The sequence below is a fragment of the Thermus thermamylovorans genome, from assembly GCF_004307015.1.
GTDB lineage: Bacteria > Deinococcota > Deinococci > Deinococcales > Thermaceae > Thermus > Thermus thermamylovorans.
The window spans coordinates 15,427-33,678 of sequence record NZ_SIJL01000011.1; the positions used below are offsets into that span (position 1 = coordinate 15,427).

19 protein-coding genes and 1 tRNA gene are annotated in these 18,252 nt (G+C 69.7%); 8 read left to right on the forward strand and 12 right to left on the reverse strand.

All coding sequences use genetic code 11. The features are described 5' to 3' along the window. Window positions 1–17 precede the first annotated feature (17 nt). The gene (locus ETP66_RS08825; protein WP_130842273.1) at window positions 18–920 is read right to left on the reverse strand and encodes a DUF4032 domain-containing protein; all 903 of its coding nucleotides are present in this window, start codon (window positions 918–920) and stop codon (window positions 18–20) included. Window positions 921–1,024: 104 nt separating this feature from the next. Here ETP66_RS08825 and ETP66_RS08830 point away from each other — a divergent pair, with 104 nt between their 5' ends. Further along, window positions 1,025–2,212 (forward strand): glycine C-acetyltransferase, encoded by a 1,188-nt coding sequence (locus ETP66_RS08830; protein ID WP_130842274.1) that lies wholly within the window; start codon window positions 1,025–1,027, stop codon window positions 2,210–2,212. Beyond that, the gene (locus tag ETP66_RS08835) at window positions 2,213–3,415 is read left to right on the forward strand and encodes an N-6 DNA methylase family protein (RefSeq protein WP_130842275.1); all 1,203 of its coding nucleotides are present in this window, start codon (window positions 2,213–2,215) and stop codon (window positions 3,413–3,415) included. A gap of 175 nt (window positions 3,416–3,590) precedes the next feature. On the opposite strand, the gene ETP66_RS08840 is transcribed toward ETP66_RS08835, so the two are convergent. The 8 genes from ETP66_RS08840 to truB all read right to left on the reverse strand — a co-directional run bounded on the left by ETP66_RS08840 (window position 3,591) and on the right by truB (window position 10,351). After that, a tRNA-Thr gene (locus ETP66_RS08840) sits at window positions 3,591–3,665 on the reverse strand. A gap of 40 nt (window positions 3,666–3,705) precedes the next feature. Continuing rightward, entirely contained in the window at window positions 3,706–4,821 is a 1,116-nt protein-coding gene (locus ETP66_RS08845; RefSeq protein ID WP_130842276.1) for an FtsX-like permease family protein, read from the reverse strand. Between the two features lie 85 nt (window positions 4,822–4,906). Further along, a complete protein-coding gene (locus ETP66_RS08850; protein ID WP_201738516.1) occupies window positions 4,907–5,335 on the reverse strand; it encodes a 3D domain-containing protein in 429 nt (142 codons plus the stop codon). A 197-nt stretch (window positions 5,336–5,532) separates the two neighbouring features. Beyond that, entirely contained in the window at window positions 5,533–6,339 is an 807-nt protein-coding gene (locus tag ETP66_RS08855; protein ID WP_130842277.1) for a hypothetical protein, read from the reverse strand. A 61-nt stretch (window positions 6,340–6,400) separates the two neighbouring features. Continuing rightward, window positions 6,401–7,966 (reverse strand): DAK2 domain-containing protein, encoded by a 1,566-nt coding sequence (locus ETP66_RS08860; protein ID WP_130842278.1) that lies wholly within the window; start codon window positions 7,964–7,966, stop codon window positions 6,401–6,403. Continuing rightward, a complete protein-coding gene (locus ETP66_RS08865) occupies window positions 7,959–8,300 on the reverse strand; it encodes an Asp23/Gls24 family envelope stress response protein (protein ID WP_130842279.1) in 342 nt (113 codons plus the stop codon). Before ETP66_RS08865 ends, ETP66_RS08860 begins: the two co-directional genes overlap by 8 nt. 1 nt (window position 8,301) lies before the next feature. After that, on the reverse strand, window positions 8,302–9,411 hold the full coding sequence (gene ald / locus ETP66_RS08870; RefSeq protein WP_130842280.1) for an alanine dehydrogenase: 1,110 nt from the start codon (window positions 9,409–9,411) through the stop codon (window positions 8,302–8,304). Window position 9,412: 1 nt separating this feature from the next. Continuing rightward, complete coding sequence (gene truB, locus ETP66_RS08875) at window positions 9,413–10,351, reverse strand: tRNA pseudouridine(55) synthase TruB (RefSeq protein WP_130842281.1); 939 nt, start codon at window positions 10,349–10,351, stop codon at window positions 9,413–9,415. Between the two features lie 49 nt (window positions 10,352–10,400). Here truB and ETP66_RS08880 point away from each other — a divergent pair, with 49 nt between their 5' ends. The 6 genes from ETP66_RS08880 to ETP66_RS08905 are packed head-to-tail and all read left to right on the forward strand — an operon-like array spanning window position 10,401 to window position 15,101. Next, window positions 10,401–11,156, forward strand: coding sequence for an SDR family NAD(P)-dependent oxidoreductase (locus ETP66_RS08880; RefSeq protein WP_130842282.1), 756 nt, complete (start codon window positions 10,401–10,403; stop codon window positions 11,154–11,156). Between the two features lie 11 nt (window positions 11,157–11,167). Then, complete coding sequence (locus ETP66_RS08885) at window positions 11,168–11,965, forward strand: enoyl-CoA hydratase/isomerase family protein (RefSeq protein ID WP_130842283.1); 798 nt, start codon at window positions 11,168–11,170, stop codon at window positions 11,963–11,965. Next, a complete protein-coding gene (locus tag ETP66_RS08890) occupies window positions 11,962–12,663 on the forward strand; it encodes a pseudouridine synthase (protein WP_130842284.1) in 702 nt (233 codons plus the stop codon). The genes ETP66_RS08885 and ETP66_RS08890 overlap by 4 nt, the downstream gene beginning before the upstream one ends. After that, entirely contained in the window at window positions 12,660–13,205 is a 546-nt protein-coding gene (gene hpt, locus ETP66_RS08895) for a hypoxanthine phosphoribosyltransferase (protein ID WP_130842285.1), read from the forward strand. The genes ETP66_RS08890 and hpt overlap by 4 nt, the downstream gene beginning before the upstream one ends. After that, window positions 13,202–13,864: a queuosine precursor transporter gene (locus ETP66_RS08900; RefSeq protein ID WP_130842286.1), complete on the forward strand. Its 663-nt coding sequence runs from the start codon at window positions 13,202–13,204 to the stop codon at window positions 13,862–13,864. The genes hpt and ETP66_RS08900 overlap by 4 nt, the downstream gene beginning before the upstream one ends. Window positions 13,865–13,874: 10 nt before the next feature. Next, window positions 13,875–15,101, forward strand: a complete 1,227-nt coding sequence (locus tag ETP66_RS08905; protein WP_130842287.1) for an adenylosuccinate synthase — start codon at window positions 13,875–13,877, stop codon at window positions 15,099–15,101. A gap of 62 nt (window positions 15,102–15,163) precedes the next feature. On the opposite strand, the gene trpD is transcribed toward ETP66_RS08905, so the two are convergent. The 3 genes from trpD to trpE are packed head-to-tail and all read right to left on the reverse strand — an operon-like array spanning window position 15,164 to window position 18,168. After that, window positions 15,164–16,156, reverse strand: a complete 993-nt coding sequence (gene trpD / locus ETP66_RS08910) for an anthranilate phosphoribosyltransferase (protein WP_130842288.1) — start codon at window positions 16,154–16,156, stop codon at window positions 15,164–15,166. Next, window positions 16,144–16,725, reverse strand: a complete 582-nt coding sequence (locus ETP66_RS08915) for an anthranilate synthase component II (protein WP_130842289.1) — start codon at window positions 16,723–16,725, stop codon at window positions 16,144–16,146. Before ETP66_RS08915 ends, trpD begins: the two co-directional genes overlap by 13 nt. Window positions 16,726–16,779: 54 nt before the next feature. Then, entirely contained in the window at window positions 16,780–18,168 is a 1,389-nt protein-coding gene (gene trpE / locus ETP66_RS08920) for an anthranilate synthase component I (RefSeq protein WP_130842290.1), read from the reverse strand. Window positions 18,169–18,252: the final 84 nt, after the last annotated feature.

Genomic DNA, 18,252 nt, shown 5'->3' on the forward strand with positions numbered 1-18,252 from the left:
CCTTGGGAAAGGGTCCCCTAAGAAACCCGTTCCCGGAGGCGCCATACGCCTTTAAGGACGCCCCCCCACCGCTTCCACCACGGCCCAAACCGCGCCTCGTAGGAGCGGGCAGCCTCCTCGGGGCCCAGGTCCACCCCCAGCTCCTGGGCCAGGAAGTGGCGGTGGTCCATGACCCAGAGGTAGAGGTCGGCCTCCGTGCGCCCGGGGAAGTCCTCAAGGAGCCCCAGGCGGCGGATGGCCGCCACCGTGGGCTGGTAGAGGCCCCGGTACCAGTCCACCACCGCCTCCTCCCAGGGGATTTCCCGGTCCTCCTCGAGGCCCTTGAAGTAGCGCCGGGTGGCGATGTGGGAAAGGAGCAGGTCATAGCGGCCCAAGGCAGTGAAGCGGATCTCCTCCGCCTCCGGCACCAGCTCCTTGAGCCGGGTTCGCTCCAGGAAGTGGGCGTATTCCCCCTTCAGGATAAGGTCCTTTAAGGTGTCCCCCGGTTCCACGGGCACGGGCACCTCCAGGGCGATGACGTAGGCGTCGATGAAGCGCTGGCCCGTGGCCCTAGCCAGGGCCACCCGGTGGTTTCCGTCCTTGACGAAGTAGGCCTCCCCCACCTGGTAAACCTCAATGGGAGGAAACTCCACCCCTGCAAGCGCCAGGGCCCTAAGGCGCTTCCAGCGCTCCAGGGTGTGGGGGGTCTTGGGCAGGAAGTGGCGGTCGAAGTCCTCGTAGCGGTCCACGGAGCCCACCACCTTGTCCACCTCGATGGTGCGGAGGCCCAGGTGGCGCTCCCCCTTGGGCCGCAGGGCCAGGGCCTGGTGGAAGGGCAGCAGGGTGTCCGGCTCCCCCCGGAGGCGGTAGAGGAGCTCCTGGAACCTCACCCGCCGCTCCAGCCGCTCGGCCTCGGTTTCCGCCTGCCACACCCCCCTCATGGAAGCACTACCACCTCCCTAGCCCCAAGGTAGCACCCTCCCGTCAGGGGAGTGTGAGGCCCCCCACCTGGACAGGGAGGGCCCGGCGGGGTTTAGATAGGGCCATGAGCGTTCCCTTGCGCGCCCGCGTGCAGAGCGAGCTGGAGCGGCTGAAGCGGGAGGGGCTCTACATCCGCCCCAAGGTCCTCGAGGCCCCCCAGGAGCCCGTGACCCGGGTGGAGGGCAAGGAGGTGGTGAACCTGGCCTCCAACAACTACCTGGGCTTCGCCAACCACCCCCACCTGAAGGAGAAGGCCCGCCAGTACCTGGAAAGGTGGGGGGCGGGAAGCGGAGCCGTGCGCACCATCGCCGGCACCTTCACCTACCACCTGGAGCTGGAAGAAGCCCTGGCCCGCTTCAAGGGCACGGAAAGCGCCTTGGTCCTGCAGTCCGGCTTCACCGCCAACCAGGGGGTGCTGGGGGCCCTCCTCCAGGAGGGGGACCTGGTCTTCTCCGACGAGCTGAACCACGCCAGCATCATCGACGGCCTCCGCCTCACCAAGGCCACCCGGTTGGTCTACCGCCACGCGGACGTGGACCACCTGGAGGAGCTCCTCAAGGCCCACGACACCGAAGGCCTCAAGCTCATCGTCACCGACGGGGTCTTCTCCATGGACGGGGACATCGCCCCCCTGGACCGCATCGTGCCCTTGGCCAAGCGGTACGGGGCGGTGGTCTACGTGGACGACGCCCACGGGAGCGGGGTCTTGGGGGAGATGGGCAAGGGCACGGTGCACCACTTTGGCTTCCACACCGACCCTGACGTGATCCAGGTGGCCACCCTCTCCAAGGCCTGGGCGGTGGTGGGGGGGTACGCCGCCGGGGCCTTGGAGCTCAAGGACCTCCTCGTCAACAAGGCGAGGCCCTTCCTCTTCTCCACGGGCCACCCCCCGGCGGTGGTGGGGGCGCTTCTGGGGGCCCTGGAGCTCATCCAGCAGGAGCCCGAGCGGGTGGAAAGGCTTTGGGAGAACACCCGCTACTTCCAGAGGGAGCTCGCCCGCCTGGGCTACGACACCCTGGGGAGCCAGACCCCCATCACCCCCGTCCTCTTCGGGGAAGCCCCCCTGGCCTTTGAGGCGAGCCGCCTCCTCCTGGAAGAGGGGGTCTTCGCGGTGGGCATCGGCTTTCCCACCGTGCCCCGGGGCAAGGCCCGGATCCGCAACATCGTCACCGCCGCCCACACGAAGGAAATGCTGGACCGGGCCCTCGAGGCCTACGGGAAGGTGGGAAAGAGGCTCGGCGTCACCCGTTAGATGCCCTCTTCCCTACCCTTCTCCCCCAGGAGCCTGGGCCAGGTGGCAACCCCCGAGGCCCTGGTGGCCTTCATGGTGGGCCTGGCCGAGGCCCCCAGGGGGGGGTGGGTGCTGGAGCCCGCCTGCGCCCACGGACCCTTCCTCCGGGCCTTCCGGGAGGCCCAGGGCACAGGCTACCGCTTCCTGGGGGTGGAGCTGGACCCGCTGGCCCTAGACCTCCCCCCCTGGGCGGAGGGGGTGCGGGCGGACTTCCTCCTTTGGGAACCCGGGGAGGCCTTTGACCTCATCCTGGGCAACCCCCCCTATGGGGCCCTGGGGGCCGGGGCCAGGCTGGCCCCCGAGAGGCGCAGGCGCTACCGCCAGACCTTTGCCACCTGGCACGGGCGCTACAACCTCTACGGGGCCTTCCTGGAGAAGGGGGTGCGCCTCCTGAAGCCCGGCGGGCTCTTGGTCTACGTGGTCCCCGCGGGCTGGATGGTGCTGGAGGAGTTCCAAAAGCTCCGGGCCTTCCTGGCCCGGGAAGGGGCCCTGGAGGTCTTCTACCTGGGACGGGCCTTCCCCGGCCTCAAGGTGCGGGCCACGGTGTTGCGGTTCCGCAAGGGGGGGAGGGGGCTTCGCCTCTACGACGCGGAGGCCCTGCGGGAGGGAAGCCCGCCCCTCCTCCTCTTGGAGGCCCCCTCCTGGCGGGGGGAGATGGTCCGCTTTCCCGACCCCAAAGCCCTGGGAATGGAGGGGGAGGGGGTTCCCCTGGGGGAAGCCTTCCGCATCCACTTCGCCGCCAGGAGCCCGGAGGTCAAGGCCCACCCCCTCACCCGCCCCCATCCAGGCCCCGGCCTGGTGCCCGTCCTCACCGGGAGAAACCTCCTGCCGGGGGGGGTGGACTACGAGACCCCCCACTCCGGCCTCTACTTCCCCAAGGAAGCCGTCCACCTCCTCAAGCCCTTCTACGCCATCCCCCACCTGGTGGTGGGCCACACCCGCCACTACCGGGTGGTGGCCGCCTGGGACGGGCGGGCCTACCCCTGGCGGGAGGAGTTCCACCTCCTCCCCAAGGAAGGGGTGCGTCTGGATCCGGAGGCCCTGGTGGCCTACCTGAACGGCCCCCTGGTGCAGGCCTACTACCGGGGGCTTTACCGGGAGGCGGTGCCCCATCTCACCCGGGCCATGCTGGAAAGACTCCCGCTACCTCCGGGGCTGTTCTGAGGGGTCTGGCACCCTCTTCCGCAAAACACCTCCCTCCCCTAGGGGGGCCTTGGGCGCCCTTTCGCCGGTGGCCCCGCGCGGACAAGGCCCGCACCGGTCGGTAGGCAGAGCCCCGACCCAGGGAGCGGGGGACCCCGAAAAGGCCGCCCCCCTCGCGGGCGAGGGGGGCTTTGCCTGGAGCCGGTGGCCGGATTCGAACCGGCGGCCTACCGCTTACGAGGCGGTTGCTCTGCCGCTGAGCTACACCGGCCCGCCCTAACGAGTCTAGGGCAGAGGGGCCCTTTTGGCAACTACCGGAGCACCACCCCCGGCTGGACCCGGAGGGCCCGGAGGAGGGGGAGCAGGGAGGAGGCCACCACCGCCAGGAAGCTCGCCCCGCTCACCAGGAGGAAGTCCGCAAGGCGCATCTCCACCGGCAGGTGGGTGAGGAAGTAGAGCTCCCCGGGGAGGTCCACCGGGCGCCAGGCCAGGTAGAGGCCCAGGAGGTAGCCCAGAAGGTTGCCCAGGAGGACGCCTCCTACCCCCAGCAGGACCCCCTCCAGGGCGAAGACCAGGCCCACGGTGAGCCTCGAGGCCCCCATGGCCCGCAAGAGGGCGATCTCCGGGGTCTTCTCCACCACCTTCAGGACCAGGAGGTTCGCCACCCCCAGGGCCGCCACCGCCACGATCAGGAAAACCAGGATCCCCAGCACCCGCTTCTGGAGGGCCAGCTGCTCCAAGAGGGTGCGCTGGGTGTCCTGCCAGGACTGGGGGAAGAAACGGGTGTCGGCCAGGGCCCAGCCCACCTCCCGGGCCCGCCAGGGGTCCTTGAGCCGCACCTGGTAGCCCTGGGCCCGGAGGCCCGCGAGGCGCTCCACCGTTCCCAGGTCCACGAAGGCGTAGGCGGAGTCCAGGAGGTAGTTGCCCGTGCGGAAGGAGCCCAGCACCCTAAGCTCCACCCGCTCCTGGGCGGCGGAAAGGGCGTAGATCCGGTCCCCCGGAAAGGCCCCCAGGGCGTGCTGGAGGGCCGCGCCCAGGTAGATTCCCCCGGGTTCTACCCTGAGCCCCAGCTCCGGGTAAAGCCCTTCTCCCCCCTCCCCCAGACCCACCAGGGTGGCGAAGTCCACCCCTGGGCCCCGGGCCCCCTCCGCGGGCCGGGTGAGGAGGGCTTTGGTGGCCGCAAAGGGAGCGTACGCCTCCACCTCCGGGTGGAACGGCAAGGGGGGAAGCTCCTCGGTGAAGCTGAAGAGGACCAGGTGGGGGTAGGCCTTGAGGGTGGCCCGCACCAGGCCGCCGGTGAACCCGTTGGTGAGGGAAAGGGCAGCCAGCAGAACCGCCACCCCTACCCCCACCCCCAGGAGGGCCAGGCCGGTCTGCAGGGGCCTGCGCCTCAGGTGCGCCAGGGCCAGGAAGAGGGCGAAGCGCATAGGACGAGGATACGGGGCGGGGGCGGCATCCCGGCAAGGGCCCGTCCTCGGGCTCCGGGGCCTCCCTGGGGACCAGGGGCGGCCCTCAGCGCTGCGGCAGCTCCACCACCTCCAGCTCCACGAGCCTGCGCCCAAAGCGGAGGGCGGTGGCCCGGTCGGGCATCCACACGTCCACCCGGTTGCGCCAGCGGGCGTTCATGGTGTCCTCAACGACGAAGACCACCTCGCGGAAAAAGGGGTCGAACTGCCCCTTCCCCCTCCCGTGGACCGTGCCCAGGTCCCGGAGGCGCACCCGGGTACCGTAGGGCAGGACGCCGAGCAGGTCGCGGCTCACCGCCAAGACGCCGATGCGGGTCCGGGTACCCGTGGCGGTGACGAAGGGATTGCCCCAGGTCTCCCGGGGGCTCGAGGTGTAGGCGGTGGCCTCCAAAACCATCACCCGTCGCCCGGAGGACTGGGCCACGGCTTGGAAAAGGGCCAGGGCGAAGAGAAGCACGAGGAGGAAGCCCCGCATAACGCCCCTGAGTATGCGGGAGATTCCCGGAAAGCCGTGAGAAAGATGAGGTCATCCCCTCATGGGATGGGGGACAGAGGGAGATAGACTGTGTCCAATATCTTATCAGCGCCGCCGCACAGGGACAAGATCCCGGGTTCCGGGATAAGAGAAGACTAAGGGGCCTTTAGCCAGGGCTCAAACCGCTCAAAGAGGCCCTAGGGGCAAGGGGTGGCGGACAGGCTCAGGGTGTAGCGGCCGCTGCCCTCCTCGTCAAACCCCGCCCGGACCAGGGCCCGGTCGCGGACCACCAGGAGGGTAGCCCCGTCGACGGGGGCACAGTTGCGCAGGGGATCCAGGGCCCGGGGAGCGGGATCGCCGGGGCCTCGGTAGAGGAGGGCCACCAGGTCCAGGGGACCGGCGTAGGCGAGGCGCAGGTACCCGCTGGCCTGGGAAACATCGTAGCGGTCGAACTGCCGGGCAAACTCGATGGCCCCGGTCCGGCTTCCCGCGGTGAAAGCCTCCCCCTGGCCTGCGGGGTTGGGAGTGAAGGCCTGAGCGTAGAGGCGGACGCGGTCGGCCCTGGGAGCGTAGTTTTCCACCCGCAGCTGGAAGACCTGGCCCGCCTGCCCCCGGAGGTTGAGGCGGACCCCGGGGTCGGCGGGGCTTGTGGCGATCTGGGGGGCCAGGCCCAAGGGGGCCACCCCCGGCTCGGCGGCGAACCAGTGGGGGGCCACGCTCACCGCCTGCACCACCCCCCGCTCGTCCAGGAGGAGCAGGCGGAGGCGGGCCTGGAGGCCGAGCCCCTGGGAGACCGCGCCCACCCTCACCGCCCCGTCCTCCTCCAGCCGCAGCCAGTACACGCGGACGCTGGGGCTTACCCGGTCCCCCGCTCCCACCCGGGCGGCTTCCAGGTCCACCAGCCGCCTCTCCCCCACGGCCAGCCCGTCCCTCACCGGGGGCGGCCCCTGGAGGTTGCAGGCCGCAAGGGGCAAGAGGAGGAGGGTCCAGAGGGCAAGCCGCATGGCCACCTTTCTCCCCCACTTTAGCGCGACGGGGCCCTTCGGGGGTTAGGCTTCCCTTTAGCTACTCCAAGACCCCCAGGTAGGCGTAGAGGTCGGGCCCCCCGGGGAGGATCTCCACCGCCAGGGCGGGAAACCTCTCCGCCAAGGCCTGGGCGGGCTCCTTGGGGGTATCCGGTCCCAGGAAAAGGGTGAGGATCTCCTTACCCTCCCCCGCCAGGCGCACGAGGCCCTCCAGGACCTCCTCCGGGGTCTCCCCCACCAGGACCAGCCGGCCGTCCAGGAGGCCGATGGGCTTGTCCTTGAGCACCTTCACCCCGTCCACCTCGGCGTCCCGGCTGGCCCAGGTGACCTCCAGGGTCCTGGCCCCCGCCATGGCCGCCTCCATCTCCGGCAGGAGCTCTTCCGGCTCCCCCTCGGGGAAGTAGCGCACCGCCGCCGCCAGGCCCTGGCCCATGGTGCGGGTCCTGAGGACGTGGACCTCCTTCCCCCCCTCCCCGGCGAGCCTTGCCGCCTCCTCCGCCGCCAGGAAGACGTTGGGGTTGTTGGGCAGAAGGATGGCCTTGGGGTTGGGGAGGCTCCTGATGGCGGAAAGGAGGTCCTCCACGCTGGGGTTTTGCGTCTGCCCCCCCGCCACCACCCGGGCTCCCAGGCTGCGGAAGGCCCGGGCCACCCCGTGCCCCAGGGCCACGGCCAAAAGGCCCGTGGGGGGCGGGGCCTCCGCCGCCGCCCCGGCCATGGCCAGGATCTCCGTGTGCTGCTGGGTCATGTCCTCCACCTTGGTGCGCACCATGCGGCCAAAGCGGGCCACGGCGGCCAGGAGGCCATCGGGGTCATCGGTGTGGATGTGCCCCTTCACATAGCCCTCGGCCCCCACCACCAGGAGGGAATCCCCGAAAGGGGCCACGGCCTCTTGGATCCGCTCGATGGGCACCTCCACCCCCTCCATGAGGAACTCCGTGCAGTAGCCGAAGGCCTCGGTGGCGAAGGCCGTCTGGGCGTAGCGCTCCACCTTGGGGGGCTCGGGGAGAGGGAGCCTCAAGGCGTAGCCCCTGAGGCCCTCCAGGAAACGCACGTACCCCGCGCCCCCCGCGTCCACCACCCCCGCCTGCTTGAGGACTGGGAGAAGCTCGGGCGTCCTCTCCAGGGCCTCCTTCGCGGCCGCCAAGGCGCTCTCCAAGGTGGCCTCGAGGCCCTCCCCCTTGGCCCCCTCCCCTGCCGCCCGGGCCACGGTGAGGATGGTGCCCTCCACGGGCTTCATCACCGCCCGGTAGCCCGTCTCCGCCCCCAGGCGCAGAGCCTCCCTCAGGATGGATGCGTCCAGAAGGTCCTTCCGGCGGATGGCCTCGGCGAAGCCCTTCAGGATCTGGGAGAGGATCACCCCGCTGTTGCCCCGGGCCCCCAGGAGGCTCCCGTAGGCGATGGCCCGGGCCACTTCGGGCATCCGGGAGGTGTCGGCGAGGTCCAGCTCCCGCCGGACGGCCTCCAGGGTGAGGTGCATGTTGGTACCCGTGTCCCCGTCGGGCACGGGGTAGACGTTGAGGGCATTGAGCTCCTCCACGTAGACCCGGAACCAGTCCGTGGCGTAGCGGAAGGCCTCCGCCAGCTCCCCCGGGGTCCAGCTAGCCACGCCCCACCCCCACCACGTGGACCCGCACCTGGGAAAGCTCCACCCCGGCGAACCGCTCCGCGGCGAAGGCCACCCGTTCCGCCAAGGACTCCACCACCGCGGGGATGCGGGTGCCCAGGGCTACCACCACGTAGAAGTCCGCGGTGTACTTCCCGGGGCTCGCCGGGTCCTGGCGCACCACCACCCCTTCGCTGGCCTCCTGCCGTCCCAGGATGCGCACCACCTGGTCCTTGAGCCCCGCCGGGGCCATGCCCACCACCCCCGGCACTTCGTGGGCCGCCAGGGCCAGGAGGGCGGCCAAAGCGTTTTCCGTAAGGGTCACGCGCCCTGGCATCCTACCTCCTCAGGGCCTCCTCCGGGGGGGTGTAGGGTAGGCCGAAGGCCTCGGCCACCCCCGGGTGGGTGAGGCGCCCCTGGTGGGTGTTGAGCCCCTTGAGGAGGGCCCCGTCTTCCAAAAGGGCCGCCAGGCCCTTCTCCGCCAGCCGCAGCACGTAGGGCAGGGTCTGGTTGGTGAGGGCGAAGGTGCTGGTCCTGGGCACCGCCCCCGGCATGTTGGCCACCCCGTAGTGCACCACCCCCTCCACCAGGTAGGTGGGCTCCGCGTGGGTGGTGGGGCGGATGGTCTCCACGCACCCCCCCTGGTCCACGGCCACGTCCACGATCACCGCCCCCTCCTTCATCAGGGGGAGCATGTCCCGGGTGACGAGCTTGGGGGCCTTGGCCCCCGGCACCAGAACCGCCCCGATGAGGAGGTCCGCGTGCTGGACGCTCCGCTTGATGTTGGCCTCGGTGGCGGTGAGGGTGATGACCCTTCCCCCGAAGACGTCGTCCAGGTACTGGAGCCTCCGGTGGTTCACGTCCAGAAGGGTCACCTGGGCCCCCATGCCCAGGGCGATCTTGGCGGCGTTGGTGCCCACGGTCCCGCCCCCCAGGATCACCACGCTGGCCGGGGCCACCCCGGGCACCCCCCCGAGGAGCACCCCCCGGCCCCCGTGGGGTTTCTCCAGGAACTGGGCCCCCACCTGGGGGGCCATGCGCCCCGCCACCTCGCTCATGGGGACGAGGAGGGGCAGGGAGCCATCCGGGAGCTGCACCGTCTCGTAGGCGATCCCCGTGACCCCGCTTCGCAGCATGGCCTCGGTGAGGCCGCGATCCGCGGCCAGGTGCAGGTAGGTGAAGAGGATGAGCCCCTCCCGCAGGAAGGGGTACTCCTCGGGCAGGGGCTCCTTCACCTTCACCACCAGCTCCGCCCCCCAGGCCTCCTCCCGGCCCACCAGCTCCGCCCCGGCCCGCTCGTACTCCGCGTCGGATAGCCCCGAACCCATCCCGGCCCCCCGCTCCACCAAGACGGTGTGGCCGCGGCGGACCAGGCTTTCCACGCCACCTGGGGTCAGGGCCACGCGGTTTTCCAGGGTCTTGATCTCCTTGGGCACGCCGATCACCATACTAGGCCTCCTTGACCAACACCCGCTTGATCTTGAGCTTGAAGCCGTCGCCCTCGGCGATGGCCAGAAGCCGCCGCCTCGAGTCCACCAGGGTCACATAGCCCAGGGCGGGGATGGGCAGGGGTACCCCCTCCAGGACGCGCCGGGCCTCGGTGTGGGAAAGCTCCACCACGGGGAAGGGCAGGACATCCGGCTCAGGAATGGCCTTGTCCGGGGAAAGCTCGGAAAGCCGCACCGCCCGCTCCAAACCCACCTTGCCGATGCGGGTGCGCACCAGCCCCGCCAAGAAGGCTTTGGTCCTGAGCCTTTCTCCCAGGTCGCGGGCAAAGGCCCGCACGTAGGTGCCGGGACCCACCACCAGGCGGACCACCGCGGTGGGGTAGGGGCCCAGAGGAGCGGGGAGTTCCACCTTCCGCCCCCCCTTTTCCGCCAGGCGCCAGCCCCTGGCCGAGGGGGCGATGGGGTGGGGGGTGGGCTCGGGGTCAAAGGCCAGAAGCTCCACCTCCAGGTACCGGACCGGACGGGGCCCAAGTTCCAGAGGCCTCCCCTCCCGGGCCGCCTCGTAGGCCCGCTTACCCCCCACCTTGATGGCGGAGTAGAGGGGGGGGACCTGCTCCCTGAGGGAGAGAAACGAGGGGAGCGCGCTCTCCAGATCCTTGCGGTCGAAGCGCACCGGGGCCTCCCCGCTTACGGGCCCCTCCGCATCCAGGGTGGGCGTGGTGGCCCCGAAGGAGATCCAGGCCAGGTACTCCTTGTCCTCCCCCGAGAGGTAGGGCACCAGCTTGGTGCTTTCCTCGGAAACCAGGAGGAGGAGCCCCGTGGCCAAGGGGTCCAGGGTGCCCGTGTGCCCCACCCGGCGGGTGCCGAGGCGCCTTCTGGCCTCCTCCACCGCGTCGTGCGAGGTCAGGTGGAGGGGCTTGTCCACCGCGTAAAGGGCCATGCCTAGGGGATTCTACCATCCGGCAACCTTCCGCCTTATGCTTGGACCCATGGGAGCATTTAAGGGAGTGGGGGCCTTGGTGACGGGCGGGGCCTCAGGGATTGGACGGGCCGTGGCCTTGGCTTTGGCCCGGGAAGGAGCTAGGGTGGCGGTGGCCGACCTCAACGGGGAAGGGGCAGCCCGGGTGGCCGAAGCGGCCAGAGCTCTGGAGGCCGAGGCGCTTCCCATTTCCATGGACGTCCGCTTGAAGGAGAGCGTGGTCAAAGGTGTGGAAGCAGCCTTGAGGGCCTTTGGCGAGCTGGAGGTCTTGGTGAACGCAGCAGGGGTGGACCGGATCGCACCCTTTTTGGAAACCGAAGAACCGCTCTGGGAGGAGATCCTTGCCGTGAACTTCAAAGGGGTTCTGCACGTTTGCCGCCAGGTGCTGCCCCAAATGGTGGCCAGGGGCAGGGGAGCCATTGTGAACGTGGCCTCGGACGCAGGGCGGGTAGGGAGTTCGGGAGAAGCGGTCTACTCGGGAGCCAAAGGTGCGGTGATCGCCTTCACCAAGGCCCTGGCCCGGGAGGTGGCCCGATACGGCGTTCGGGTTAACGCCGTGGCCCCAGGGCTCACAGATACCCCTCTTCTCCACGCCCTACGCCAGGGGCACGAGGGGCTCTTCGAGGCCATGGTCCGGGCCACCCCCATGCGGCGCCTGGCCCAGCCAGAGGAGGTAGCAGAGGCGGTGCTCTTTCTAGCCTCCGCAAAGGCCGGCTTTATCACTGGCCAAACCCTGAGCGTCAGCGGCGGGCTCACCATGTGTTAGAGGAGGGTACGATGGATATCACGACCCTGGGAAACCGGTACCCAAGCCTGGGCTTCGCCTGGCCCCGGCCGGGGGTGCTGGAGATCGCCTTTGGGGGGGAAAAGCTCAACGCCATGGGCCCCGCTCTCCACCGGGAGCTTTCCCGGGTGTGGCGGGACCTCGAGGCCCAGGAGGAGGTCCGGGCCGTCCTCCTCCGGGGGGAAGGCGGGGTCTTCTCCGCCGGGGGTTCCTTCGCCCTCATCGAGGAGATGCGCGCCTCCCACGAGGCCCTGATGCGGGTTCTCTGGGAGGCCCGGGAGCTCGTCTTGGGCCCCATCAACTTCCCGAGGCCGGTGGTGGCCGCGGTGGAGGGGGTGGCGGTGGGGGCAGGGCTGGCCTTGGTCCTGGCCGCGGACGTGGCGGTGGCGGGCAAGGGGGCAAAGCTCCTGGACGGCCACCTGCGCCTGGGGGTGGCGGCGGGGGACCACGCCGTCCTCCTCTGGCCGCTTCTGGTGGGCCTGGCCAAGGCCAAGTACCATCTCCTCCTGAACGAACCCCTCACCGGGGAGGAGGCAGAAAGGCTCGGCCTCGTGGCCCTGGCGGTGGAGGACGGGGAGGTCTACGCCAAGGCCCTGGAGGTGGCCACCCGCCTGGCCGAAGGCCCCAAGGAGGCCTTAAGCCTCACCAAGCACGCCCTGAACGGATGGCTCCGCACCTTCGTGCCCCACTTTGAGGTGTCCTTGGCCCTGGAGTTTCTGGGGTTTTCCGGTAAAGAGCTGGAGGAGGGCCTGAAGGCCCTCAAGGAAAAGCGTCCGCCCAAGTTCCCATGATACGCCTGCAAGCCTTCCTGGCCCGGGCCGGGGTGGGAAGCCGCAGGAAGGCGGAAGGCCTCATCCTCGAGGGCCGGGTGCGGGTGAACGGGGCCCTGGCCCGCCTGGGGCAGAAGGTGGGACCGGGGGACCTGGTGGAGGTGGACGGGAAACGGGTGGAACCCCCGAAGGAGCGGGTGGTCCTGGCCCTCCACAAGCCCAAAGGCTACACCACCACCCGCCATGACCCCTATGCCCAAAAGACGGTTTTCGACCTCCTCCCCCCTATTCCCGGCCTCCACCCCATAGGCCGCCTGGACCGGGACTCGGAGGGGCTCCTCCTCTTCACCAACGACGGGGCGCTTACCTTCCGCCTCACCCACCCCCGGCACGGGGTCAAGAAGGTCTACCGGGTCTGGACCGAGGGGGGCAGCCTGCCGGAGGCCGTCTGCCGGAAGCTCGTGCAGGGGGTGGAGCTGGAAGACGGCCCTGCCCGGGCCCTTTTCTGCCGCCCCGCCCCCGGGGGGGCCTTCCTCGCCCTGGCCGAGGGGAGGAAGCGGGAGGTGCGGCGGATGCTCCGGGCGGTGGGCTACCCGGTGCGGCGCCTCCTTCGGGTCCGGGTGGGCCCCATCCGCCTGGGGGATCTGCCCCCAGGGAGGTGGCGCAGGCTCTCCGAGGAGGAGGTGGCGGCTCTCTTGCGGGAAAGCGGGCTAGAATGAAGGGCATGTTCGCCGCGGGGAACGGACCCGTGCAGATCAGCGCCGAGGCCATCGCCAAACGGGTACAGGAGCTGGGAGCCCAGATCGCCCGGGACTATCAGGGCAAGACCCCCCATCTGGTCTGCGTGCTGAACGGGGCCTTCGTCTTTACCGCGGACCTGGTGCGGGCCATCCCCCTGCCCCTTACCCTGGACTTCATCGCCATCAGCTCCTACGGGAACGCCTACCGCTCTAGCGGCGAGGTGGAGCTCATCAAGGACCTCAGGCTTCCCATCCACGGTCGGGACGTGATCGTGGTGGAGGACATCGTGGACACCGGGCTCACCCTCGCCTACCTCCTGGACTACCTCGAGGCCCGGAAGCCCGCCTCCATCCGGGTGGCCGCCCTCCTCTCCAAGCCCGCCCGCCGCCAGGTGGAGGTGCCCATCCACTACCTGGGCTTTGAGATCGAGGACGCCTACGTCTACGGCTACGGCCTGGACCGGGCCCAGTTCGACCGCAACCTGCCCTTCATCACCTCCCTCCGCCCGGAGGAAGAGTGAGGTACCTGGACCTCCTCACCGCCCTCTTCGCCACCGTCCTCCTCACCTCCAACCTCGCCTCCACCAAGGTGGTGGCCCTGGGGCCTTTCACCTTCGATGGGGGCACCCTCCTCTTCCCTCTGGCCTACATCCTCGGAGACGTGCTCACCGAGGTTTACGGCTACCGGAAAAGCCGCCGGGTCATCTGGATTGGCTTCCTCACCCTCCTCCTCGCCACCCTCACTTTCCAAATGGTGGCTGCCCTCCCCGCTCCCGAGGGGACGGAGGCCTACGGGGAGGCCTTCACCCTCCTCCTGGGCCTTGCCCCCAGGATCGTCCTGGGGAGCCTCCTGGCCTACCTGGTGGGGGAGTTCGCCAACGCCTACCTGCTGGCCAAGCTCAAGGTGCGGACCGAAGGGCGCCACTTCTGGTTCCGGGCCCTCCTCTCCACCCTGGTGGGCCAGGGTCTGGACACGGCCATCTTCCTCCTGGTGGCCTTCTATGGGGTCTGGCCGGGGGAGCTGCTCCTGGCCGTCTTCGTCTCCAACTACCTCTTCAAGGTGGGGGTGGAGGTCCTGCTGCTTCCCTTGACCTACAAGGCGGTGGGGTTCCTCAAGCGGACCGAAGGGGTGGACGTCTACGACCGGGACACGGACTTCAACCCCTTCCGCCTGGCGTAAGCTTAAGAGGATGCCGGGAGTCGCCATCATCGGGGCGCAGTGGGGGGACGAGGGCAAGGGCAAGGTGGTGGACGCCCTGGCCCAGGAAGCCGACTATGTGATCCGCTACCAGGGCGGGGCCAACGCTGGCCACACGGTGGTGGCGGAGGGGCGGGTTTTCAAGCTGAACCTCCTGCCCTCGGGGGTTATCCATCCCCATGCGGTGAACGTGCTGGGGGACGGGATGGTCATCGACCCCTTCCGCTTCCAGGAGGAGCTTTCCGCCCTGGAAAAGGAAGGCTTCAAGCCCCAGGTCCTGGTCTCGGAAAGGGCCCACCTGGTCCTCCCCCACCACAAGCACGTGGAAAGCCGCCACAACTTCGTGGGCACCACTGGCCGGGGCATCGGCCCCGCCTATTCCGACCGGGCCAGGAGGGTGGGGATCCGGGCTGGGGACCTCCTAAAGGAAGAGGTGTTAAGGGAACGGGTGCGCCGCCTTCTCTTGGAAAAGCCCAACTCCACCCGGGAAGCGGGCTGGGACACGGAGGAAAAGGCCATGGCCGACCTCTATCGGATGCGGGAGATCCTGGCCCCCTTTGTGGCGGACACCGGAAGCCTCTTGCGGGAAGCCCTCAAGCGAGGCAAGCGGCTTCTCTTTGAGGGGGCCCAGGCCACCCTGTTGGACCTCAACTACGGCACCTACCCCTACGTGACCAGCTCCCACCCCACGGTGGGGGGCATCCTGGTGGGCACGGGGCTAAACCACAAGGCCATCACCAAGGTCTACGGGGTGGCCAAGGCCTACGCCACGAGGGTGGGGGAGGGTCCCTTCCCCACGGAGCTCCAAGGGGAGCTGGCCCATTATTTAAGGGAAAGGGGCGGGGAGTACGGCACCACCACGGGCCGGCCCAGGCGGGTGGGCTGGCTGGACCTGGTAGCCCTCAAGTACGCCTGTGAGGTGAACGGGTTTGACGGCCTGGCCCTCACCAAGCTGGACGTGCTCTCCGGGTTGGACAGGATTAAGGTGGCGGTGGAATACCTGGATGGGGCCCGGCCCGGAGAGGCGAGCCCCGAGGCCGTGCGCTACCTGGAGCTTCCGGGCTGGGGGGAGCTTTCTGGGGTGCGAAGCCGGGAGGACCTTCCCGCATCCCTAAGGCGCTACCTGGAGCTCATCGAGGAATACACCGGGGTGCCCGTGGTCCTCTTCTCCACCAGCCCCAGGCGGGAGGACACCTTCGGGGCGGTGAGCTGGGTGTAGGGCCACCCCAGAGAACTCCGATGGGGGCCCCACCCTGGCTTCGTAAGGGCAAGGCGGAAAGGTTATCGGCCCCTTAAGAAGGCCACGTAGCGCTCCAGGAGCAGGTACGCCTCCCCCGAGGCCAGGACCTCCCGGGCCAGGCGCACCCCCTCCCCCAAGGTGGCCACCTTGCCCGCCGCGTAGAAGCCCGCCCCCGCCGCCAGGGCCACCCCTTGGGCGTGGGGGCCCCTTTCCTTCCCCTGCAGAATGGCCTTGGCCAGCTGGGCGTTCTCCTGGGGGGGGCCGCCCTTTAGGGCCTCGAGGGGCAAGCGGGGAAGGCCCACCTCCTCGGGGGTGAGGGCATAGGCCCCCCGCCCCACCTCCACCACCTGGTTCTCCCCCAGGACCAGCTCGTCCGCCCCCTCCCCGTGGACCACCAGGCCCCCTGCCCCCAGGCGCGCCAAGGCCTCGGCCATGGGGGCAAGCCACCTGGGGCTAAAAACCCCCAGCACGTACCGGTCCGCCCCCGCGGGGTTGGTGAGGGGGCCTAAGAGGTTGAAGACGGTGCGGATGCCAAGCTCCGCCCGCACCGGGGCCACGTGGCGCATGGCGGGGTGGAAGAGGCGGGCGAAGAGAAAGCCGAAGCCCAGCGCTTCGATGGCCTCCCCCACCCTTTCGGGCGGGGCTTCCAGGTCCACCCCCAGGGCCTCGAGGAGGTCCGCCGAGCCCGCTCTTGAGCTTGCCGCCCGGTTCCCGTGCTTGGCCACCGCCACCCCCCCCCCCGCCGCCACCAGCGCCCCCAGGGTGGAGAGGTTCAAAAGCCCCTGGTGGTCCCCCCCCGTGCCCACGATGTCCAAAAGGGGCCGCCTTCCCACCGGCAAGGGCCTCGCCGCCTCCCGCATGGCCCTTGCCATGGCGGCGATCTCCTGGGGGGTCTCCCCCCTCAGGGCCAGGGCGGTGAGCACCCCCGCCACCTGCACGGGGGAAAGCTCCCCGGCCATCATGGCCCGCATGAGGCCATGGGCCTCCTCCTCGCCGAGCACCTCGCCCAAAAGCGCCCGCTTCAGCGCGTCCATGGGTCCTCCAGGAAGTTTTTGAGGATGCGCTTACCCGCTTCCGTCAGGTAGCTTTCCGGGTGGAACTGCACCCCGTGGGTGGGGTAGTGGCGGTGGCGGAAGCCCATCACCGTCCGCCCCCCCGCCTCTTCCACCCAGGCGTTCACCAGGAGGTCTTCCGGCACCGCCTCCACCACCAGGGAGTGGTAGCGGGTGGCGGGAAAGGGGCTCGGGAGGCCCCGGAAGAGGCCGGTGCCGTCGTGGTGGATGGCGCTCACCTTGCCGTGCATCACGATGGGGGCGGGCACCACCTTCCCCCCGAAGGCCATGCCGATGGCCTGGTGCCCCAGGCAGACCCCCAGGATGGGGTAGCGGGGGGCGTAGCGGCCGATCAGGGGTAGGGAAAGCCCCGCCTCCAGGGGGGTGCAGGGACCCGGGCTGATGAGGATGCGGTCCGGGTCCAAGGCCGCCACCTCCTCCAGGGCAAAGCGGTCGTTCCGCCACACGATGGGGCCTGCCCCAAGCTCACCCAGGTACTGCACCAGGTTGTAGGTGAAGCTGTCGTAGTTGTCGATCACCAGCACCCTCATCCTGCCCGCCTCCTTTTCGGGACCCCCGCCCTGGCTTGGGCCAGGGTGGGGTGGTCATAGCCCCTCCTCCGCCATCTCCACCGCCCTCAGGAGGGCCCTCGCCTTGTTCCAGCACTCCTCGTACTCCCTTTCCGGCACCGAGTCCGCCACGATGCCCGCCCCCGCCTGCACGTGCATCCGGCCGCCCGCGATCACGAAGGTGCGCAAGGTGAGGGCCACGTCCATGGCCCCGTCATAGGCCAGATACCCAAAGCTTCCCCCGTAGGGCCCCCGGCGGTGGGGCTCCAGCTCCTCGATGATCTCCATGGCCCTTATCTTGGGGGCCCCCGAGACCGTGCCCATGGGGAGGACGCTGGCCAGGGCGTCCAGGGGGGTCTTGTCCCCCGCCAATACCCCTTCCACCGTGGACACCAGGTGCATCACGTGGGAGTACCCCTCCACATGCAGGGGCTCCAGAACGCGCACCGTGCCGAAGGCGGAAACCCGGCCGATGTCGTTGCGGGAAAGGTCCAGGAGCATCACGTGCTCCGCCCGTTCCTTCTCATCCCGTAGGAGCTCCTCCGCAAACCTTTGGTCCTCCTCCTCGTCCTTTCCCCGGGGCCTTGTGCCGGCGATGGGCCGGGTGACCACCTTGCGGCCATCGGAGCGGAGAAGGCTTTCGGGGCTCGCCGAAACCAAGACCGCCTCCCCCAGGTCCAAATAGCCCATGTAGGGGCTCGGGTTCACGCTCCTAAGGGCCCGGTATAGGGCAAAGGGGTGCACGGTAAGAGGGGAGGAAAGCCGTAAGGAGAGGACCACCTGGAAGATGTCCCCGGCCTGGATGTACTCCAAGGCCCTTTCCACCGCCCTTAGGTACTCCTCCCGGCCCATGTCGGGCTCAAAGCGGGCCCTTCCCCCCGGCCGCTCCCCCGGCACCCCGGGAAGCGGGCCTTTAAGCTTCTTCTCGGCCCAAAGGAGCCGGGCCTCGGCCTCCTCCGGGTCCGTCCCCGGGGCCACCAGGTGGAGGAGGCTTTTCAGGTGGTCGAAGACCGCCACCACCTCGGGCTCCACGAAGAGGAGGTCGGGGAGGCCCAGGTCGTCGGGCTTCAGGGCGGGCAGGCGCTCGTAGTGGCGGATGAGGTCGTAGGCGGCGTACCCCACCACCCCGCCGAAGAAGGGGGGAAGGTCGGGGGGGCGCTCCAGGGGGGCGTGGACCATCCCGTAGAGGGTGCGCAAGGGGTCTTGCGCGTCCACCCGCTCCCCGTTCACCGTGAAGGTCCCATCCTTGAGGCGGAAGGTGCGCCGGGCCCCCACCCCCACGATGGAGAAGCGGCTCTGCCTGCCCCGCTCCACCGACTCCAGAAGGAAGCTCACCGGGGCCTTTTCCGAAAGCTTCAGGTAGGCGGTCACCGGGGTTTCCAGGTCGGCGAGCCGGGTCTTGCGGAAGGGCCTTAGGGTCTCCATCCCACCTCCCAAGGGAAACCCCCGGGGTGCACCCCGGGGGAAAGGCCACCTCCACCCCGGGGCCTAGCCGGGCCACCAGCGGGG